This window comes from Pseudobutyrivibrio sp. 49 (genome assembly GCF_900100545.1).
Classification (GTDB): domain Bacteria; phylum Bacillota; class Clostridia; order Lachnospirales; family Lachnospiraceae; genus Pseudobutyrivibrio.
This window is the reverse complement of record NZ_FNDP01000011.1, coordinates 26187-45303: the sequence shown is the minus strand read 5'-3', so window position 1 is coordinate 45303 and position 19117 is coordinate 26187. Positions and strand designations below refer to the sequence as shown.

Here is a 19117-nt window from a genome sequence, read left to right as displayed (position 1 = left end):
TAGAGTTATGCACATCTAACCGCCAATTCAAAAGGATAACACAAGTTAGTTAAATCTACAATAAGTTTTTTATGCCAATTTCCACCCATCAGTGACCATCTGCTTATTAAGCATATGAGCATACACTCCCTTGGTTCCGTGAAGCTGCTCAGGTGAGCCCTGCTCTGCCACGATACCATCTTTCAGAACAACAATCTTGTCTGCACCATCTACTGTACGCATACGATGGGCAATAACAAGAACTGTCTTGTTCTGAATCAAAGCTGAAAGCGCCTCCTGAATAAGGGATTCATTGTCAACATCAAGGGACGCTGTAGCCTCATCCATAAGAATAATTGGTGCATCCTTAAGGAATGCTCTTGCAATAGAAATACGCTGACGCTCACCACCTGATAACTCTGAACCATTCTCACCAATCAAAGTGTTATAACCATCAGGTAACTTCTCCACGAACTCATCACAGTGGGCAAGCTTTGCTGCTGCCATAACCTGTTCATCTGTTGCATCCTTGTTACCAATTCTGATGTTCTCCAAAACTGAGTTATTGAAAAGAGTTACATCCTGGAACACGATAGAATACATTGATAAAAGTGTCTCTGGATCAATCTTTGATATATCCATTCCGCCAACAGTAATCTTTCCGCTGTCTATATCCCAGAATCTTGCTGCAAGTCTTGACACTGTAGTCTTGCCACCACCTGATGGTCCTATGAGAGCTGTTACTTCGCCCTGCTTCGCAACAAAGCTTACATCTCGAAGAACAGCCTCTCCCTCCTCATAGGAGAACTTAACGTTCTTAAACTCAATGTCATATCCATTATTAGATAACTGAGAGATACCTGTCTGTTCTGGATGTGAAAGGATTTCGTCCATTCTTTCACACTGTGTGTCTGTAGCAATAAGTGCTGCAAAATTCTGTAATGAAATCTGAAGTGGTTCATACATTCTTGACACTACAAGCAAATACATGAAAAACGTAAATACGTTAATCTCTCCCTTTATGAGAAGTGACGAACCCACAACTGCTACTGTTCCAATTCCAAATTTTAATATCATCTGAGCATTACATACAAATGCTGCATTAGCAAACTCGGAAACAATGTTGTGAGTCTCTACAGCTTTAATCTTTTTTGTAAGTCCAACCATGTATGCTTCCTGTGCATTGTAAGCTCTTAAATCTCTAACAGTCTCCAAAGCTTCCTGAATTCCATCAAGGCATGCGACCTTATATCTGCTTCCTTTTCTGTTAAGCTTATGCATCATTGTTCTAGAATAAAAAACAATGAAGAATGAAATAGGTACTACCCACACTGCTGCAAGAGCCATTCTCCAATCAAAGAAGAATAAGCTGATTACGATAATGACAGTAGAAATCATGGCACCCACTAATTCTGGAAGCCAATGTGAGGATGCTGTTTCAATAATTGCACAATCCATCATGATTGTGTTTGTGAGGTCTGCTAAATCCTTTTTTCCAAAGAAGGAAAGTGGAATTCTTCTAAGCTTTTCTGCAAGGCTTCGTCTTCTGACACCACTTTCGATATATGTCGAATAGAAGGTTGCGCCGTACTGGTAATACTGAGATATAAATACTGCTGCAAGACAAATCAGAATTCCTACGATATAAAACACTGGTCTTTCCGCAGGGGTTTTACCGCTTAACAAATCTGATGAAAATGAAAACAAAACTCCTACAGGTAACATTTGAGCAAGGTTTCCGATAGTACAAGCCACAAATGCTGTTACCATATCCTTTGCACCTTTTTCAGAAAGGGCATATTTGTGTTGTAACTTTTCTTCTAATCTTCTCATGCTCCCTTACCTACCTTCCAATTGATTGACTTGTTATACTCTGACCACATGTGGTTATAAATACCTGCTTCTTTGATAAGACTATCATGTGTACCGCTTTCCACGATTTTTCCACCTGAGAGAACGCAAATCTTATCTGCATCCACAACAGTTGAAAGTCTGTGAGCAATCATAATCACTGTCTTATCCTTTGACAAATTTGCAAAAGCCTGCTGTACCTTTGCCTCGTTATCTGGATCCGCAAATGCGGTAGCCTCATCAAGAATAAGAATTGGTGAATTCTTTAAAAATGCTCTTGCGATGGAAAGTCTTTGTGCTTCACCACCGGATACATATACGCCCTCTGTTCCAATCATTGTGTTAACTCCCTCTGGGAATTTTTCAATGATATCCATGCACTGTGCATCCTTCAGAGCCTGCACAACCTGTTCATCTGTAGCATTAGGATTTCCCATTCTGACATTTTCCAGAATAGACATTTTTAGAAGCTTACTATCCTGAAAAACATAGGATACATTCTGCATCAATTCAGGAGTAGCAATATCCTTTACATCCACGCCACCGATTTTAATAGAACCACTTTTCACATCCCAGAATCTTGCAATAAGTGAAGCAAGTGTTGTCTTTCCACCACCTGATGGCCCCACGAATGCGATGTGCTCACCAGGATTAATTGAAAGGCTGATTCCATCAATGGCATTTCCTTTTTTGTCATCGTAAGAGAAATTAACATTATCAAGAACAATGCCTGCATCCTTAGGTGTTTTAGGAGTGCTAGTTTCAGGAAGAGGTTCTACATTAAGAATAGAATCCATTCTGTTTAAGGCATCCATTACAATCATCTCACTTTCACCTGAGTATGCCACTTTCATAAGTGTGACTGTAAGGATTGGTGTGATGATAATGTAGAATAGAATATTAAATATAAACGTATTTGCGATACCATCTCCACCAAAGATAAAGGCACAGGCAACAAGTGCTGCAAAAACTGCATTTGCCAAGGTTACAAAAGCTGTCATAGGAATTCTTACAGCAGTGGTATAACCAACTGTCCATGCCTCATATTTATCAATGGCTTCTTTGAAGCGCTTGAAAGAAAATACTGTCTGTCCAAAGGTCTTAACAACAGGAATGCCTCTTACATACTCTACTGCCTCTGATGTCATGTCTCCTAAGGCATCCTGATACTCTGCCATGGCTTTTTTCATCTTATCGCCCATCATAAAGCCCATAGATAAAAATGCTAAAAGTGCAGGTATGAGACAGACAAGTCCAATTCTCCAATCAAAGTAAACAAGCATAAAGATTAGACCAACTGGAGTGACATAGCTTACCGCTTTATCTGGAAGTGAGTGCGCCAAAAAGGTTTCTGTGGCAGCGCTTGAATCTGCCACTATCTTTCTAATCTTTCCGCTGCCCTCCGATTCGATGTATCCCATAGGAAGCTTCATAATATGTTCCATCATTGCAACTCTCATATTTACCTGAACTCTAAAGGCAGCAATATGAGAGCACATCAAAGCTGCTATATATACCAACATGGAAAGGAGGGACATTCCAACTGCGGTCCAACCATATGCCTTGATGTGCACTGCCTGTGAAAAATCAGGTCTCACCTCAATTACCTCTCTGATAATTGCCCATATGTAGTAGAATGGCGCCAACGCTAGAAGTGCTGATATAGCTGCCAATATCCATGAGGCAATGGTAAGATACTTATGATTCTTCGCATATACGAATAATTGTTTTATTACCCCTTTGCTATCTTGCTGTTTCATTGTTTTTCTCCTTATATTAGATACGTCTACCCCGCGTTAGTTTTCACTAACCTTTTCATGTAAAATCTACCCCATAACTTCTTTTTTGTCAACAAGAATTATGTTATAAAACGATTTTTGTCATTCAAAAAGGACGCCCTCATAAGGAGGACGTCTTGATAAATAAACGTTATTCTACGCTCTTTAGAGCGTCTGTCATTGGTATTCTTTTGATTCTGCGCATATCAAGCAGTACTACTATCAAATAAGAGACTATAACCATAATTACCATCTTAAGATAGTCCTTTGGTCCTGAATAGAATGTAAACCATCCATTCATCTCATACATAATGATTTTCCAAAATTCACTTATAACAAAAGTACTAAGATTTGCTGTAATGGCTGCAAATATCACAACCATAATTGTTGTAAGTCGGATGAATACACTGTTAATTTCTCCAGAAGTGTAACCTAATACCTTTAGCATGGAGATTGAGACTGTATTCTTTTCTATGATGATTTTGGTAAGCAATAGTATCAAAAGTACCGCTATGGCCATACATGCATATGAGAAATAATCCATGTATCCACCCATGGAATGATCAAGCTGTCTTACCATCTTTAAAATATCATCCACGGTAACTTCTGTAAGGATATTATCCTCGTCCAAATCATCCAGCTTTTTCTCAGACATGAAGCCTGTGAAATGATCTTCATCGTAATCAAAGATTTCATTAAACTTGTCATTTGGCATAAAGATAGCCACTATGCCAGGCTGATTATAGATTCCCTTAATCGTGAAATCATAGGTATCACTGGTGTAGTGTTCCTTTAAGGTAATCTTCTGACCTTCCTGGAGAGAGAACTTATCAGCAAAAGGTTCAGATACCCATACCTCATATTTATCAACATCATAAGGAAGATTAAAGTATTTGCTGTTATTCGTATATCCGTATGCTGTCACTTCCTCATCAACATGCACTCCATCTATTGTAAGAAGAATGCGGGAGCTGTATTCTTCAGCAGATTTCTCATCAGTTGTAATCTTATTTCCATCTGCATCCACAGATTTTTTAAGAATATACTGATGATCAGCAATCATATAATCAATGGCATGGTTCTGATAATTCTTTAATGTAGCAGGTAGCCCTACTGCAAAGCTAAGAGAAATCATTACAAACCATATTCCGATAAACAGGGTGAAATAGCCTGTCACATTCTGCATTAATATTCTAAGCCTGAAGCGATTTAAGAAGCTCCAACGTGGCAAACGAATAGCCTTTTTTCTTTTTGATTTACTCAAATCTCTTCTTAGGAACTGTAATGGCGAATACTGAAGCTTTCCAGAAATAACCACAAAGTTTATCACTATTACAAGTAATACCGGATATACGGTAGTCTTGATAAAAGCATCAGAATTCCACAAGGTCTCATAAGTAGGCAGACTATAGGAATTGTAATACATGTTTACAACTACGTTTTTAAAGCAGGAATATCCTAAAACATTGCCGATAACAGCTGCCAGCAACGTTACTATTATAGGAACTGTCACGTAGTGTCGTAAGAGTTCTCCCTTTGTGTAGCCCGAGGCTCTTAAGGTTCCGATTACCGATGCTTCATTTACGATAGTATTACTTACTGCTATCGCAAAGATAAAGGCGATAACTGCTATGAGGATAATAAGTAAAACTTCTCCCATTATCTTATCTTTGCCAATATCATCCAGGGAGAAATGAATAGCCTCATTGAGATATTCAGGGAGATATCCTGTAACCTCATTTAGATGCTCAAAATCAGGATTATCCTCATCTCCTCCAGTAGCAGCAAGCTTATAAAGTCGCTCAACAATATCATCGGATTTTAATTTCTTATCCTCAGTATCCTTTGGTTTATCATTGTACGTAAATGCGTATTGATAAACTGTAGCGCCTTTAATGCTGTCAAAACCTTCCTGAGCGACTACAGCAACATCGAAAGTAATAGCATTGAAAATAATCTCGCTGTTATCCTCATAAAGGGCACTATAGTCAGAAAAAGCTACCAGACCAGTAACCTTCATGTTATTACCATCAACTCTGATGTAATCACCAATCTTTACACCAACATTTTCAGCGTGCATTCTGTCTATAGCAATCTCATCCTTAGCTTTTGGAAATTCACCTTTCATAAGGCAAATTTTATTAACCTGGTCTCTGTTTACAAAGACTCTGATATCAGATTTCTCTGCGTTTTTCTTATTTGGGATGCGTTCACTTACCTGCTTATAATACTGCTTATAGGTGGTGATTCCCTCATCCTCAATGGCGTCTATAAGCTTGTCTGTAGCTTCATCCCTTAAGTTAAAATAGCCATCTGCGATATTGTATTTTTCAAAGGATTCGTTGCCTGCTGTCTCCATACTATTGTTAGCCACAAACAGACCACAAACGAATCCTATGGTGATTACCATAATTCCAAATAAGGCAAAGTATTTTTTCCATTCTCCAAGTAGCTCTCTTGGAATTCTTCTAATAAGTGGTGATCTCATTTTATCACCCCCTTACCAATCCAAATCAGCTGCGCTAATCTTGTTCTCATTCACTATGTTTTTACGGACAACACCGTCACGGAGCTTGATAGTATGGTCAGCCATATGAGAAATCGCTTCGTTGTGAGTAACCATGATTATCGTATTTCCGTATCGCTGATTTACACTTTCAATAAGTCCAAGGATTTCCTTTGATGTGTTGTAATCAAGGGCTCCTGTAGGCTCATCACAAAGAAGAATATCTGGATTTTTCACAATTGCTCTACCTATGGAAGTACGCTGTTGCTGTCCACCAGAAAGCTGGTTTGGAAGTTTATAGCGATGTTCGAAAAGACCAAGCGTATGAAGTAAATCATCAATATCAAGTGGATTGTCTGAAAGATATGCACCTACCTCGATGTTCTCCTTCACATTAAGATTTGGAATAAGATTGTAAAGCTGGAATACATATCCGAGGTGCTTACGTCTGTAATTAGTCAGCGCCTTCTCATTCATATCCTCAAGCTTTTCTCCATCAATAGAAATGTAACCAGAATCTGCACTATCAACACCCCCGATGATATTTAGCAGTGTAGATTTTCCTGAACCTGATGGTCCTAAGAGTACACAAAACTCCCCTTTAGCCACCGAGAAATCTGTTCCCCTTAAAACTTCCTGCCTACTATCACCTTCCCCGTAGGCTTTATAAATCTGTTTTACCTCTAAGAAATTCTCTGGCATAATAAGTCCTCCTTTCCAAGCTCGTCATAGTTAGTCTAGCCTTACCCTTGAACATATGATAATATATTCATATGTTATTTGCAATAACTTCTTAAATATTTTCCTCTCCCCAACGCTTTAGTTCTAAAAGAATAGGAATTAATGATTTTGCTTTATCAGTAAGAGAATACTCTACCCTCACAGGCATTTCATCATACTGCACACGTGAAATCATACCATCCCCCTCCAGTTCCTTTAAAGACTGAGCCAGCATAGTATTTGTGATTCCAAAAACGGAACGCCTTAGATCTCCATAGCGCACTACTTCATTATTATCGATGACGCAAAGAATCATAATCTTCCATTTTCCACCAACAATATTTAATACCTTCTTAAGTCCACAGCTCTCACCTGCTATATCTTCACATAATGGTTCTTTCTTTTCTTTACTCATATTCTTTTCCTCGTGCTGGTAAGTTTTTTCTTACCAGGTTAATTTATTTTGCGTAGTTGATATATTTTTCTTACCACATATAATAAACGTAGTTCAAAAACAAAGCAAGTATAGGAGTCTATATGGTTAAGAAAAAAGCAATTCCAGACAAGGACAGATGTGTGGCCTGCGGAGTATGTGCACTACAGTGTCCGCGAAAGGCTATCAACATTTATAGGGGATGCTATGCAGTTGTGGAATTAGAAAAATGTGTAGGATGTGGAATTTGTTCCAAGGCATGTCCCGCTAATGCAATAACAATTAATGAAATTAAGCAGGAGGTAACAAATGGCTAAGAATAAAGTGAAACGACATTGGTATGAGTACCTATGGATTTGGTCTATCATTTATTTTACCTTAGGATTTTTCAATATTCTCTTTGCATGGCTTGGAATGATTGATTTCATTCTTCCTTTGATTTTTGCAATTGTAGGTGGAAATAAATGGTTCTGTAATCACATGTGCGGTAGAGGTCAGTTGTTCTGGGTTTTAGGACGAAATATGAAATGTTCCAGAGGTAAGGCTGCACCTGCATGGCTATCATCAAAATGGTTCAGATATGGATTTTTGTCATTCTTCCTTACAATGTTTGGAACAATGGTATTCCAGACCTATCTTGTATTCTCTGGTGCTGGCACTCTAAGAAAAGCCATCAAGCTATTTTGGACCTTTAAAGTCCCTTGGCAGTGGGCTTATAATGGAAGCCTTTTTCCTGACTGGGTAGCCCAGTTTGGATTTGGATTCTACAGTCTCATGTTAACTTCAACGTTAATCGGATTGATTGTTATGGTATTATATAAAGAACGTACCTGGTGTACATTTTGTCCTATGGGCACAATGACACAGGGAATCTGTAAATTAAAAAATAATGATAAATAGGAGTCTAAAAATGGAAAGAAAAGAATTAGCAGTAGAACTTAAGCACAACGGCTACAATTGCTGTCAGGCAGTACTTTGTTCTTTTAAGGATGAGCTTTCTTGCGCTGAGGGAGATTTAAAGAAAATGGGTGCTTCCTTTGGTGTCGGCATGGGATGCATGGAAGCTACCTGCGGTGCCCTTTGTGGTGCACAGATGGTTCTTGGCATGAAGAAATATGAAGGTATGCCTATCCTCAGGGACGCTGCAGCTGTAGCAAAGGCTTTTGAAAGCAAATGCGGTGCTACAATCTGCAAGGACCTTAAGGGTGTTGAAACTGGTGTGGTAAAATGCGAATGTGATGACTGCGTTAGAAATGCAGTGGAAGTATTAGAGGCACACCTTACCAACTAGTTTTCAAACTCATCTCTTCTATCCATAAAGAATTTGTAATAGGCCTGCACATTTTTAAGCTTGTGCCAATCATTAGGGCCTGCAGGTTCTTTATCCAAATCATAAACAAGAGCATTTTTTAATGACAAGATAAACGGAGAATGTGTTGCAATAATAAACTGGCATCTAAATGCACGGACGGACTGCTCTAGGAAATTCACCAGTTCCAACTGCATCTCTGGCGACAGGCTGTTTTCTGCGATATCATCTATTGATTTCAACTGATAAGAGCTGTCATAGCAGGTTCTTCGGATATCATTTAAATACAAGTCCTCAGCTATGCCTGATGCAAAATAAAAATTCTTTAAATAAACCAATTTACATTTTTCTCCCTATGCTGATATATTTAGCGATAACTCAATCTCATCATCATCTACCACACCGGTCTCTTCAAAACCTAGATTTTTGTACAATGCCAGCGCCAGCTTATTCTCTTTATTGCAAGTAAGTGTAACTCTATTAGAATCTCCAAAAGGCTTTGTACCTATGTAGGACATAACCTGCTCAAGAGCAGCTTTTCCATATCCTTTTCCCTGGTACTTTTCATCAATCATCATATGCCAGATATCGTACTCCGGAATATCATAATCATAGATTACCATGACGTAACCAACCGTAACATTACCATCATATATTCCAAATGGCTGACACTGATTTCTGTATACATAGGCTTGGGCGAGGCTACGAATTGGATGAGAAACATACTTATCCTGTCCTGCTGCAAGATGCAAATTAAATGCATCAATAAAATTTTCTTCTGTGATTTTTCTAAGATTAATCATATGATTCCTCCATAAAATGTAATTACATAATTGATAACTAAAGGCTTGTATGAATATCCTAGAAGTATTGGCAAAAAAATACCGCGGCTTAATAAACCACGGTAAAATAAAATCTTATTAAAAATATGCCGAGGTCTTCAACAGATATTCAGATGTTATATTCATTCTTCTAATCATCATAATTGAACACCTCTCTTTCTTTGTAATCTATGTGTTTATCATACATTTTAGAAACAGTTTATGCAATATCCTTTATTATTAACTTCTTCTTAAGATAAATAGATTATTGTTGCTGCCATAATTATTCCCCCTGTTCTTGTATTATCTCAAAAGTACCCCTTCAAAGTATTGTTCCTGAAACTCAATTGCAGACAAAATGTCTTCATCCGAATATTCTATGCCATCCAATGAAACAATCCATTTATCCTCATTATCATTAGTCCTATGATAAACTGCAATAACCTTTCCTTCAAAGGTCTCTAAAGGCTCGTCTGCGCCCAATATATATACATCCTGTTCCTCTCCATCAGCTGCAAAAATCCCATCAACAAAGCCATAGTTAATTGGATAAATCATGTCTGGATAATCTGGATGTGTCGAGCCTAATGGACGATCGATATGACCTTTTACAATCGTGCCTATTATTTTATCCATCTCAAACCTTTCCTTCAAATTCAATAATTGGACATTCGTTATATACATTATTCACAGCTAGTTCCCCCATATTTTCATTATTCTACAATATCTTAAGAATGGTAATTTTGCAATTGAAGATTTATTTAGTGTGGCATATCTTTTTCGCATATACATCCCAAACCGTTAAAAATTCATTTTGGGATGTAAGAAATTAACATTTTCAGTTCACAAATCGCAGATTTAAGTATTTAGTATCATTCAAACATTGGGAATAGCATATTTTAAGAAACACCTTTATATAATATGAGAATTAATTTATGGACACTGAAAGAAAAAATACATCCCATTTACAATAAAATTGCCTTTGGGATGCATTTTGAACCTTGAACCACACAATTTATATAAAACAAAAAAGAGCAACCAATTACTTGGTTACTCTCCTTTAAACAATGCGGAAGGCGGGACTTGAACCCGCACGCTCGCAATGAGCACAAGATCCTTAGTCTTGCTCGTCTGCCAGTTCCGACACTTCCGCAAGAACTCTTTTGAAGTTCGCTTGTCTCAACGACAAGACATAATATATCAGAGAAACCGGCATGCGTCAACGGTTTTTGGCAAATTAAAGTGACTAACTTTACTCCGTTAAATCAGATAATTCTGACACCTTAATCAACCACTCCGTTGAACAATAAATACTGATGCCATGGCTCGTAGCAAGAGCCCTTTAAATGCACTCCATCACCGGAAAGTGAATCATCAAGATTGCCTTCTCCATCATCAAGCATATCATTAACATTTAGATAAAAAATGTGCTGATAATCTATCAAATCAAACAGAGCTGCATTTCTTACATTTATATTTCCATTATTGTAAAGAGGATCGCCCTCGCTCTTCTCTTTAGTCACATGCATAGTACTGTTGATAAAGATAAGTGCATCTGGTTGAATCTCCAAAATCCTGTTGATAACATCTGCGTATGCATCATGATATGTCTCGTTGGTACCACGGCCAATCTCATTGATTCCCACCATGATGTAGACCTTAGAGAAGGAAATCTTAGACAGTGCTTCGAAAAGAGTCTCCTTTGGACCATTCTCCACATCAATCCAGGCATCCTTTTGAAGGTTGTATATAGTAAGTGATTTCTTTGCAAAAAAGGTAGCCCTTGAATCAATCTCAGGACAATACTGAGAAAGTCCTACCATTCTGGAATCACCGATAAATACAGCATCGTCAAAGTAGGAATCCTCCACCTTTGTAAAGGACTTTGGCTCTACCACCTCAATCTTTGCCTCTGGCTTTGGCTTCTCTTCCTCCGTCGTCTGAGCTTTAGGCTGTGATTCCTCCTGTTTTTCTTCAGGGCTCCAAGGATATACACCTGCTGTTGCCCCCTTTAGCATGGGCGCCATAACCGGCTCCTTATCAACACCTGCAGAAAATTCCTGATACTTTTCAGGTGTATAAATGTAGCTGCACACCGAAAGCCCCACTGCAGATATCACTATTAAGATAATCAATAAATAACTTTTAATCTTCATAACCAAATCCTCTAGAATCTCAGATACATAAATGGATTACCAGCTGAATTTGCAAGACTAATAATTGAAATCCAAAACATCACAAATAAAACCAAAGTAACTAATATATTTTCCTTGTGCTTTCTATAAAATGTCTGCACAAAAGGAATAACTAAAACTAATCCCATCAATAAGTATGGCCAGTAAGATGGTAATAAATAAAGGATATCGTTCTTATTTACTGCAATTCCATTATTTATAACGGGGAATAAGCGAAGACCATATGTACATAGTCTTCTTACTGAATGAATAGCAAAGATTACCCATGTACATGGAATGACCACCCAGACATTTATGTGACCAATAATCTTGAAGGCAATATTCCACTTTGAAAGAATGAACTTTTCCACAAGTATAATCACGAAAAGAACCATTGCCCACAAAACAAAGTTTGTAGTCATGCCGTGCCACAGACCTGTTATCAACCATACCACCAGCAAATTAAAAATGGTACGGCCATTGCCCTTCTTACTTCCGCCAAGAGGGATATAAATATAATCTCTGAACCAGCTTCCCAACGTAGCATGCCAGCGTCTGTAAAAATCTGAAACCGAATTAGCAGCATATGGCTGGATAAAGTTCTCAATAAAAGGAAATCCCAACATGACACCTATACCAGCAGCCATAAGGGAATATCCCCAAAAATCAAAATAAAGATTCATGGAGTAAGCATAAGCACCAAGCCATGCAAGTGGTGTAGATATACTCTCGTATCCAATAGTCTTGATATCTGACCAAAGAACTGCCAAATGATCCGCTATCATAACCTTCATAAAAAGACCGATGACGAAATACTTTAATCCATCTTCTACTGATGCCAGTACAGTCAGCAAACGCTGGCCCCTAGATGGACGTTCTTCTTTTTGCACAACAGCCCAAAAACTGTTATCCTCCACATATGAATATCTGCTGATAGGTCCTGATAAAATCTGTGGGAACATAGTGAAATAAGCGGACATATCCCTAAAGCTGACTGTCTTAATCTGCTCTCTGTACAAATCCACCTGATAGGAAATCATCTTGAAAATATAGAAGCTAAGCCCTAACGGAAATGCGATTCCAAGCTTCAACCTTCCCGCCACCTTAAAGAAGGATAATAAACCAGCATTAAAAATGATAATGCAAACAAGCGCAGCTTTTTTCTTTTTAGAAACCAACTTTGCAAAGCCGAAATTGATAATTGTAGCCCCCACAAGAAGAGCGACAAACTTCCAGTCATTTACCACATAGAAGGCAATACTTGCAACTATAAGAAGCCAAGGTCTAACCTTGGCTGGAAAAACATAATATATTAATAAAAATAGAGGCACTGCTCTAAAAATGAAATTCAAATCCGAAAAGGTCATACTATCTCTCCCTACTCATATTTATAGTATACCCTAAGAATATACGCTATTCCATAAAATTAAAATTACCTTTTTGTTACGAAAAAATAAAACAGGCAACCCCGCTTTGAGGTTGCCTTAACAATTATTTTAATGTTTTTTGATATTTATCAATCACTTTATAAATTTCCATGTTTGGGTCATCTACCATTTTTATTTCAGTATCGAGCTGAATCAGCTTATCCTGTGTAGGTGAACGCATCTCCCATTTTGGAAGTCCCTCTCCGTTAGGATTCCCGGTCTTGGCAAAATTCACCCAATATTTCTGCATAACCTCAGAAAGCTTATAGTCCTCCTCATCATAGAGCCCAGGATGTCTCCAAAGATTTCCATAAGCATATGGCAACTCTCCAGCATGATAATTTGAAAGAACGTTATTTGTCTTGGTGAAATAGTATTCGTAGGTTGGAACGCCCTGTTCAATCAAGTAATTATTCCAAAGATAATGTGAATAGCTAAACCATATAGCAGAGTACGACTTATTAAGTGCCCCTTTAGCATCTCCCATAGCATCCACAATAAAATGCTGGTCACGCTGTGGACTGTCTGCTGGAACTACCTTAGCCATCTCCTCTGCCTGTTCCCCTAAATCTTCAGCCAAAAGTTCAACATAATTATCAGCTGTTGCTTTTGTTGTCAATAAGAAGGCATCAGCTTCCTTTACGTTGAAACCATTAAGCAAAGCCTTCTCGTGATTATTACCTTTTTCATATGTAAGATATGGCTGTTCAACAATAGCATATCCATCGATTGTCATTGCTGACTGATTACTGTCGTTTTTGATAAGCTCCCATGGAGAAATGTCTCTTAATTCAGCTGATGAGGATACTCCGAACGCATCGCGAACCTTTTTACCTTCCTCCAATGCTATATCATAAGAACGGAAGGTATGGAAAGGCTCGATTGCAGTTATTCCACTAGATTCTGCTATAGCATATCTGAATAATCCTTCTGTAAGTGGTGATACACACAACGCATTTACACTGGATGATCCTGCAGATTCACCAGCTATTGTAATCTGATTTGGGTCACCACCGAACTGCTCAATATTCTCATAAACCCACTTTAAAGCTGCAATCTGATCCAATAAACCATAATTGCCTGTAGTACCATTAGGTGATTCTTCCTTTAAGTCATCAGCAGTATAATAGCCAAGTGTGCCAAGGCGATATGCAAAGTTTACAAATACTACACCCTGCTTCGCCAAATCTTCACCTCTATACTCGGAATAGGAAGACTGACCTGTTGTAAGACTTCCACCATGAATATAGAAAATAACCGGCTTCAGTTCCTTATCCTCTGTTTCAGGTGCCCATACATTTAAATAAAGGCAATCCTCACTCATGGCCTCCAGATATTCATCCCCAAACTTAACCTGATAATCATGCCAGCCAAGTATATGCGACAGACTGTCTACGAACGGATTGGAACGAGTCTGCATAGCCATAGGGCCAAATTCATCGCATTCTCTTACTCTATCCCATTTCTCTGGTTCCTGAGGCTCTCTAAAGCGTAAATCACCAACTGGCGCTTTCGCATACGGAATACCAGCATAAACTCTTACTGACTTATCCTCATTATAAACTCCTCTAAGATATCCCTGCTTTACCTGAACCACTTCAGTAATCTGTGGATTCTTTACATCAACAGCTGGAACATTCTTAATTGGAGGTTTTGTAAATATTAGATTTACAAAAAGAACCAGTATAAAAGCTACCCATGAAATAGTTTTAGCTTTTCTAGAAACAATATTCTGCTTCTTCAACATGTGTCTTTCCAAAAGCATGATAATGGCAGCAAGAACACCTACCACCCATCCGGCCAATAAATTTTTAGAAAGCTCTAAAATAACCAAATATACTAATGTAATCAGAATAACTAATATCGAAAAAATCATATCTATCCCTCGATTTTACGCAATTAAATTTATCTCAATTTTTCATATATCATATCACATAAAAAAAAATTGTAAATAAAACCTGTAAAAAAATTTTATAAAAAAAATGTGAATTAAGTGTTGACTATCTGCTAGCTCTTTGATATTATACTTCTTGTCGCTAAGACAAGCGGAAGTGTCGGAACTGGCAGACGAGCAAGACTAAGGATCTTGTGCTCATTGCGAGCGTGCGGGTTCAAGTCCCGCCTTCCGCATGATAAAAAGATAACCAGAGCATAAAGCTCTGGTTATTTTTTTATGTGCCGATGAGTTCCTTGGACCCGCCTTCCGCATAAAAAACATTCATTGATGTTTACAATTATTTATATTCTTGTGGTATAATCCTCATGTGATTCAGTATTTTGTTTCTAATACTGCCATGATAAGAGGAGGCATACATATGAAATGTCCATGTTGTGGAAATGAAGTTTGCGCATTTAATGCTCTATTAGAGTATATGGTAGAACAAGAAGAGGCTTCCACAGAAGAAAAATCTGAGAACACTAAAAAATCACAGTGATATCCCACTTACTTCACAATTAATACACGAGTTTTGATGTATAGTCTTATTACACACCTAATACATTACTTGTTTATTTTTGGGGAGATTAATGTTTTCTACTTATTTTCATAGTCTAATGTTGAGGAGGTAAATGCTATGAAGGAGGAAAACATTAAAAGAAGAGAATCGAAACTTGTAAGAGCCTACAAAGAGGGACACTATGAAGAGGCCTTGGTTAAAATGGTTACCAAGAAGCCAAGTGTATTTAAATCAATTGCCAATATTTTGGTATCAATACATTAAAGCAAAAGCTACCCATCATCACGGGTAGCTTTTTTTCGCCTTAGCATATCTCTGCTGAGTCTAATACAATTGTAAATGGACCATCGTTTAAGAGGGACACCTTCATATCTGCTCCAAACTCTCCTGTCTCTACATGGTAGCTAGCAGCTCTACACTGGCTGATAATGTACTCGTACATTTCATTGGCGAAATCTGGTGCTCCTGCATCTGTAAAGGATGGACGATATCCCTTCTTGCAGTTAGCATAAAGGGTAAACTGTGATATAAGAAGTAGCTCACCACCTACATCTGTAAGTGAAAGATTGATTTTATCATTCTCATCATCGAAAATACGAAGTCCTAAAAGCTTCTTTACCATCTTGTCAGCTATTTCTTTTGTATCTGAATCTGATACTCCTATAAGGACAAGAAAGCCCTTCTTTATAGCACCAATAGTGTTTCCATCTACTGCAACAGATGCTTCATTTACACGCTGAATTACAAACTTCATTATTAATTCTCCTCTGGCTCGTGAACTGTTCCGTATAACTTCAAATTAGTATTCTGACGCTCTATTTCAGCGTTATATCGTTCAGATACCTGCTTCCAGTATGAATCAAGCTCTGCCTCTCCTCTTCTGTCAGGAACCTTAAATTCCTCTGACAACACCTTTCCTAAATACTGAGACATTTTCTCTGCACCTGCAAGGTTAAGATGAAGACCACCATCATAAGTATCCTTACTCCAGTCAATTCCCATCTCATCTTGTAAATCAAGGAAATTGATATAAGGTAAATCATTGGCGGCAGCATAATCCACAATCTGCTCTTCCCACTGGTCGTACCAGTATGGATAAAGAGTTGGTGCCTTAACTAAAATAAGCTGCACGTCATTATCCTTACAAAGCTTTGTGAGCTTGTCTAAATACGCATATGCGTTATCACCAAACTGATAATCCGCAAGCGGCTTTCCTTCTGGAACATTCTCTGCTGGCTTTACATCTACACGCATGTAATATCCATTGAAAGTAACCTTATCCCTGTGTCCCAAATAAGTAAGGTCTTCAGAACTCAAATCACTCCAACGTCTGTGATATCTAAGTAATGGAAAAACATAATCTATGAAGTGCTCTTCCTCTGTCATCGAAGCATTAATCGAACCAACCTTGCTTGAAGACCACTTCATACCATCGATTGTCATACGATTGTAAGCTTCCTTCTGTGGCTTGTTGTACTTCATAGATAAAACATTGAATACGATGATATCTGGATGCTCAGTCTTGATAGTCTCCTCAGCAAGATAGTACGACTGCCATATTAGCTGCTGGGCACTGCCACGTATATACGAATTAATTCCAAAGTTCTCCCAGAGATAAACTGGTGAAACATTTTCATAAAGCTCACAGTCACCGATGAATACTACGTTGTGATCTGTAGGATCATCATAGTACTCTTCTATCATCGCACCTTCCAAAACACCAGACATGTATTTTGGTTCTAACAGTTTGTTGGTGAAAGCTAGGCCTGCAACAGCTATGAATAAAGTTAAAATAATAGCTAAAAGCTTTTTCATATTAATACACCTTAAAATTGATTATATATAAACTGACTTGCGGAGTATCCGATTCCGTATGCTCCGAAGATTAATGTAGCCATAAATAAACCATACCAGGCTATAAAGCGAACTGGCTCAGCCTTAGCTGCTATCTTCTCTCGAACACTTCCACTGCGCTGTATAAGGCTGACAGTCACAAGTACAAGCATGCCAATAAACACAACAGCATAATCGTATGCATCAAGACCCATTCCAATAAATGCATCGGCATTAAGCTGTGACAGGCTCGATTTTGTGAAGATGCTTCCAAACATCTTAAAGGTAAGTGGTACATCCCTATAGCAGTCGAACATACGAAGTGAAGACATAATAAGTACGGTACGGATAACCTGGAATAATTTCCATCCGAAGGTTCCGTCTACATTTACCTTGCTGTGGAACCATCTATAGAATGGTTCCAGTTCCTGAGAAATCATGATAACTACGAAGTTGCCAAGTCCCCATACGATAAAATTCCAGCTGGCACCATGCCAGATACCTGTTGTAAACCATACAATAAAGCTTGAAAGATAAACTGGTACTCTCTTACCTAGATTGTTTCCAAGACGAGCACGTGACTTCTTTGAAAGCTTCATCATAAACTGGCTGGCACTGATTGGATAGAAAATGTAATCAGTAAACCAGGTACCCATGGTGATATGCCATCTGTTCCAGTATTCCTTAATGTTCTTTGAGAAGTATGGTCGTCTGAAGTTTTCAGTAACCTTTATTCCCATTGTCTCAGCCACGCCGATTGTAATATCAATACCACCGGTGAAATCTGCGTAAAGCTCAAGGGCATAGAACATGGCACCTGCAAAAGCATAAAAGCCATTATAGGTATCAGGTGATGCGATAATTGCCTGTACTGCCACAAGAATCCTGTCTGCAATAACAAGCTTCTTGAAGAAGCCCCACATGATACGCTCTAAGCCAAAAGATACTGTCTTCCAGTCGAATCTGTGCTCCTCAAAAAGTGTCTGGCTTAAATCTGCATATCTGCTGATAGGTCCCTGAACAAGCTGAGGGAAGAATGATACAAACAACGCAAACTTAAATGGGTTCTTCTGAGCCTCAAACTTACCATTATAAACATCAATAAGGTAACCCATAGACTGGAAGGTGTAGAATGAAATACCCATAGGGATAATCAAATCTACAAAAGAAATCCCACTAGGACTACCAAAAGCAGAAATAATAGAATTGATATTTGCAATGGTGAAGTTAGTATATTTGGTAACTGCCAAAATACCAAGATTAAAAAGAAGGCAGCACAGGAAAATCTTCTTCTCAGCAGCATGCTCCTTAGCTTTTACTGCTTTGCGCTCTTCCTTTTCCATTTCATTTTTGTGTTCCTTGAACCAAACATCAAAGGCTTGCTTCTTATCGGAAATGTTTTTAGCTGCAAGATATGTACTGACAGTAGTGATTACAATAAAAATCAAATATCTTGGATCTGCCATGAAATAAAATGCATAACTTGCAAGAAGCAGGAAGGACCACTGGGCCCTTCCTGGCAACAAATAATACATTATAAATACTACTAACAGAAATCCAAGGAATTCGTAGCTTGTAAATAACATTTATTAATCCTCATCATCTAATTTAGCTTTGATTAATGCGTAAATTGTCTCAGCTGAATCAAAGTTCTCTGGAGTAAGCTCTGCTGCTCCAATAGTAACATCAAACGCCTCATTAATCTCTGAAATAAGAGACACAATATCAAAGGAATCAAGGATTCCTCCTGTTACAAGATCCTTTGCGGTAGTGAAATCTACCTCTGGATGTAAGTCGCTTAAGATTTCGATTAATTCATTCATTTTATAA

The 19117-nt window shown here is 38.1% G+C and carries 19 protein-coding genes and 2 tRNA genes; 5 read left to right on the top strand and 16 right to left on the bottom strand.

Going from position 1 to position 19117, the window contains the following annotated elements; genetic code table 11:
* Nucleotides 1-69: 69 nt before the first annotated feature.
* The 5 genes from BLP54_RS10325 to BLP54_RS10305 all read right to left on the bottom strand — a co-directional run bounded on the left by BLP54_RS10325 (nt 70) and on the right by BLP54_RS10305 (nt 7249).
* Nucleotides 70-1812: an ABC transporter ATP-binding protein gene (locus BLP54_RS10325; RefSeq protein ID WP_242870683.1), complete on the bottom strand. Its 1743-nt coding sequence runs from the start codon at nt 1810-1812 to the stop codon at nt 70-72.
* Nucleotides 1809-3590, bottom strand: coding sequence for an ABC transporter ATP-binding protein (locus BLP54_RS10320; protein WP_090169390.1), 1782 nt, complete (start codon nt 3588-3590; stop codon nt 1809-1811). Before BLP54_RS10320 ends, BLP54_RS10325 begins: the two co-directional genes overlap by 4 nt.
* A 169-nt stretch (nt 3591-3759) precedes the next feature.
* Nucleotides 3760-6096, bottom strand: a complete 2337-nt coding sequence (locus BLP54_RS10315) for an ABC transporter permease (RefSeq protein ID WP_090169388.1) — start codon at nt 6094-6096, stop codon at nt 3760-3762.
* Between the two features lie 12 nt (nt 6097-6108).
* Nucleotides 6109-6816 carry an ABC transporter ATP-binding protein gene (locus tag BLP54_RS10310; RefSeq protein ID WP_090169386.1) on the bottom strand — a complete coding sequence of 236 codons (708 nt, stop codon included), beginning with the start codon at nt 6814-6816 and terminating at the stop codon, nt 6109-6111.
* 91 nt (nt 6817-6907) lie between these two features.
* Nucleotides 6908-7249, bottom strand: a complete 342-nt coding sequence (locus BLP54_RS10305) for a winged helix-turn-helix transcriptional regulator (protein ID WP_090169384.1) — start codon at nt 7247-7249, stop codon at nt 6908-6910.
* 122 nt (nt 7250-7371) lie between these two features.
* On the opposite strand from BLP54_RS10305, the gene BLP54_RS10300 reads away from it, so the two are divergent.
* The 3 genes from BLP54_RS10300 to BLP54_RS10290 are packed head-to-tail and all read left to right on the top strand — an operon-like array spanning nt 7372 to nt 8558.
* Complete coding sequence (locus tag BLP54_RS10300) at nt 7372-7584, top strand: 4Fe-4S binding protein (protein ID WP_090169382.1); 213 nt, start codon at nt 7372-7374, stop codon at nt 7582-7584.
* A complete protein-coding gene (locus BLP54_RS10295; RefSeq protein WP_090169380.1) occupies nt 7577-8167 on the top strand; it encodes a 4Fe-4S binding protein in 591 nt (196 codons plus the stop codon). The genes BLP54_RS10300 and BLP54_RS10295 overlap by 8 nt, the downstream gene beginning before the upstream one ends.
* 10 nt (nt 8168-8177) lie before the next feature.
* Nucleotides 8178-8558: a C-GCAxxG-C-C family protein gene (locus tag BLP54_RS10290; RefSeq protein ID WP_090169378.1), complete on the top strand. Its 381-nt coding sequence runs from the start codon at nt 8178-8180 to the stop codon at nt 8556-8558.
* On the opposite strand, the gene BLP54_RS10285 is transcribed toward BLP54_RS10290, so the two are convergent.
* From BLP54_RS10285 to BLP54_RS10255, 7 genes are all read right to left on the bottom strand, one after another.
* Entirely contained in the window at nt 8555-8914 is a 360-nt protein-coding gene (locus BLP54_RS10285) for a hypothetical protein (protein ID WP_090169376.1), read from the bottom strand. The genes BLP54_RS10290 and BLP54_RS10285 overlap by 4 nt on opposite strands.
* Nucleotides 8915-8929: 15 nt before the next feature.
* Complete coding sequence (locus tag BLP54_RS10280) at nt 8930-9379, bottom strand: GNAT family N-acetyltransferase (protein WP_090169374.1); 450 nt, start codon at nt 9377-9379, stop codon at nt 8930-8932.
* Between the two features lie 321 nt (nt 9380-9700).
* Entirely contained in the window at nt 9701-10033 is a 333-nt protein-coding gene (locus tag BLP54_RS10275) for an inorganic diphosphatase (RefSeq protein WP_090169371.1), read from the bottom strand.
* 432 nt (nt 10034-10465) lie between these two features.
* A tRNA-Leu gene (locus BLP54_RS10270) sits at nt 10466-10550 on the bottom strand.
* A 130-nt stretch (nt 10551-10680) separates the two neighbouring features.
* A complete protein-coding gene (locus tag BLP54_RS10265; RefSeq protein ID WP_090169369.1) occupies nt 10681-11553 on the bottom strand; it encodes a GDSL-type esterase/lipase family protein in 873 nt (290 codons plus the stop codon).
* Nucleotides 11554-11564: 11 nt separating this feature from the next.
* Complete coding sequence (locus BLP54_RS10260; protein ID WP_090169366.1) at nt 11565-12938, bottom strand: MBOAT family O-acyltransferase; 1374 nt, start codon at nt 12936-12938, stop codon at nt 11565-11567.
* Nucleotides 12939-13062: 124 nt separating this feature from the next.
* Nucleotides 13063-14874 carry a carboxylesterase/lipase family protein gene (locus BLP54_RS10255; protein WP_090169362.1) on the bottom strand — a complete coding sequence of 604 codons (1812 nt, stop codon included), beginning with the start codon at nt 14872-14874 and terminating at the stop codon, nt 13063-13065.
* A 169-nt stretch (nt 14875-15043) separates the two neighbouring features.
* Here BLP54_RS10255 and BLP54_RS10250 point away from each other — a divergent pair.
* Nucleotides 15044-15128: transfer RNA gene (locus BLP54_RS10250), tRNA-Leu, on the top strand.
* A 443-nt stretch (nt 15129-15571) separates the two neighbouring features.
* Nucleotides 15572-15718: a hypothetical protein gene (locus BLP54_RS15850; RefSeq protein WP_176754527.1), complete on the top strand. Its 147-nt coding sequence runs from the start codon at nt 15572-15574 to the stop codon at nt 15716-15718.
* A gap of 40 nt (nt 15719-15758) precedes the next feature.
* Here BLP54_RS15850 and dtd read toward each other — a convergent pair whose 3' ends face one another.
* Genes dtd through BLP54_RS10230 form a run of 4 tightly spaced genes read right to left on the bottom strand, consistent with a single transcriptional unit; the run spans nt 15759 to nt 19110 of the window.
* Nucleotides 15759-16208: a D-aminoacyl-tRNA deacylase gene (gene dtd / locus BLP54_RS10245; RefSeq protein WP_090169359.1), complete on the bottom strand. Its 450-nt coding sequence runs from the start codon at nt 16206-16208 to the stop codon at nt 15759-15761.
* Between the two features lie 2 nt (nt 16209-16210).
* Entirely contained in the window at nt 16211-17269 is a 1059-nt protein-coding gene (locus tag BLP54_RS10240) for an SGNH/GDSL hydrolase family protein (protein ID WP_242870682.1), read from the bottom strand.
* Between the two features lie 11 nt (nt 17270-17280).
* Nucleotides 17281-18873 (bottom strand): MBOAT family O-acyltransferase, encoded by a 1593-nt coding sequence (locus tag BLP54_RS10235; protein WP_090169357.1) that lies wholly within the window; start codon nt 18871-18873, stop codon nt 17281-17283.
* A 3-nt stretch (nt 18874-18876) separates the two neighbouring features.
* Nucleotides 18877-19110: an acyl carrier protein gene (locus BLP54_RS10230; RefSeq protein ID WP_090169355.1), complete on the bottom strand. Its 234-nt coding sequence runs from the start codon at nt 19108-19110 to the stop codon at nt 18877-18879.
* Between the last annotated feature and the right edge of the window lie 7 nt (nt 19111-19117).

Excerpts from the sequence above, each read along its gene's own strand:
- BLP54_RS10300 (WP_090169382.1), top strand. The coding sequence starts at position 7,372 with ATGGTTAAGAAAAAAGCAATTCCAGACAAGGACAGATGTGTGGCCTGC.
- BLP54_RS10235 (WP_090169357.1), bottom strand. The coding sequence starts at position 18,873 with ATGTTATTTACAAGCTACGAATTCCTTGGATTTCTGTTAGTAGTATTT.
- BLP54_RS10230 (WP_090169355.1), bottom strand. The coding sequence starts at position 19,110 with ATGAATGAATTAATCGAAATCTTAAGCGACTTACATCCAGAGGTAGAT.
- BLP54_RS10310 (WP_090169386.1), bottom strand. The coding sequence starts at position 6,816 with ATGCCAGAGAATTTCTTAGAGGTAAAACAGATTTATAAAGCCTACGGG.
- BLP54_RS10255 (WP_090169362.1), bottom strand. The coding sequence starts at position 14,874 with ATGATTTTTTCGATATTAGTTATTCTGATTACATTAGTATATTTGGTT.
- BLP54_RS10240 (WP_242870682.1), bottom strand. The coding sequence starts at position 17,269 with ATGAAAAAGCTTTTAGCTATTATTTTAACTTTATTCATAGCTGTTGCA.
- BLP54_RS10320 (WP_090169390.1), bottom strand. The coding sequence starts at position 3,590 with ATGAAACAGCAAGATAGCAAAGGGGTAATAAAACAATTATTCGTATAT.
- dtd (WP_090169359.1), bottom strand. The coding sequence starts at position 16,208 with ATGAAGTTTGTAATTCAGCGTGTAAATGAAGCATCTGTTGCAGTAGAT.
- BLP54_RS10290 (WP_090169378.1), top strand. The coding sequence starts at position 8,178 with ATGGAAAGAAAAGAATTAGCAGTAGAACTTAAGCACAACGGCTACAAT.
- BLP54_RS10315 (WP_090169388.1), bottom strand. The coding sequence starts at position 6,096 with ATGAGATCACCACTTATTAGAAGAATTCCAAGAGAGCTACTTGGAGAA.
- BLP54_RS10260 (WP_090169366.1), bottom strand. The coding sequence starts at position 12,938 with ATGACCTTTTCGGATTTGAATTTCATTTTTAGAGCAGTGCCTCTATTT.
- BLP54_RS10275 (WP_090169371.1), bottom strand. The coding sequence starts at position 10,033 with ATGGATAAAATAATAGGCACGATTGTAAAAGGTCATATCGATCGTCCA.
- BLP54_RS10265 (WP_090169369.1), bottom strand. The coding sequence starts at position 11,553 with ATGAAGATTAAAAGTTATTTATTGATTATCTTAATAGTGATATCTGCA.
- BLP54_RS10305 (WP_090169384.1), bottom strand. The coding sequence starts at position 7,249 with ATGAGTAAAGAAAAGAAAGAACCATTATGTGAAGATATAGCAGGTGAG.
- BLP54_RS10295 (WP_090169380.1), top strand. The coding sequence starts at position 7,577 with ATGGCTAAGAATAAAGTGAAACGACATTGGTATGAGTACCTATGGATT.
- BLP54_RS10280 (WP_090169374.1), bottom strand. The coding sequence starts at position 9,379 with ATGATTAATCTTAGAAAAATCACAGAAGAAAATTTTATTGATGCATTT.
- BLP54_RS15850 (WP_176754527.1), top strand. The coding sequence starts at position 15,572 with ATGAAGGAGGAAAACATTAAAAGAAGAGAATCGAAACTTGTAAGAGCC.
- BLP54_RS10325 (WP_242870683.1), bottom strand. The coding sequence starts at position 1,812 with ATGAGAAGATTAGAAGAAAAGTTACAACACAAATATGCCCTTTCTGAA.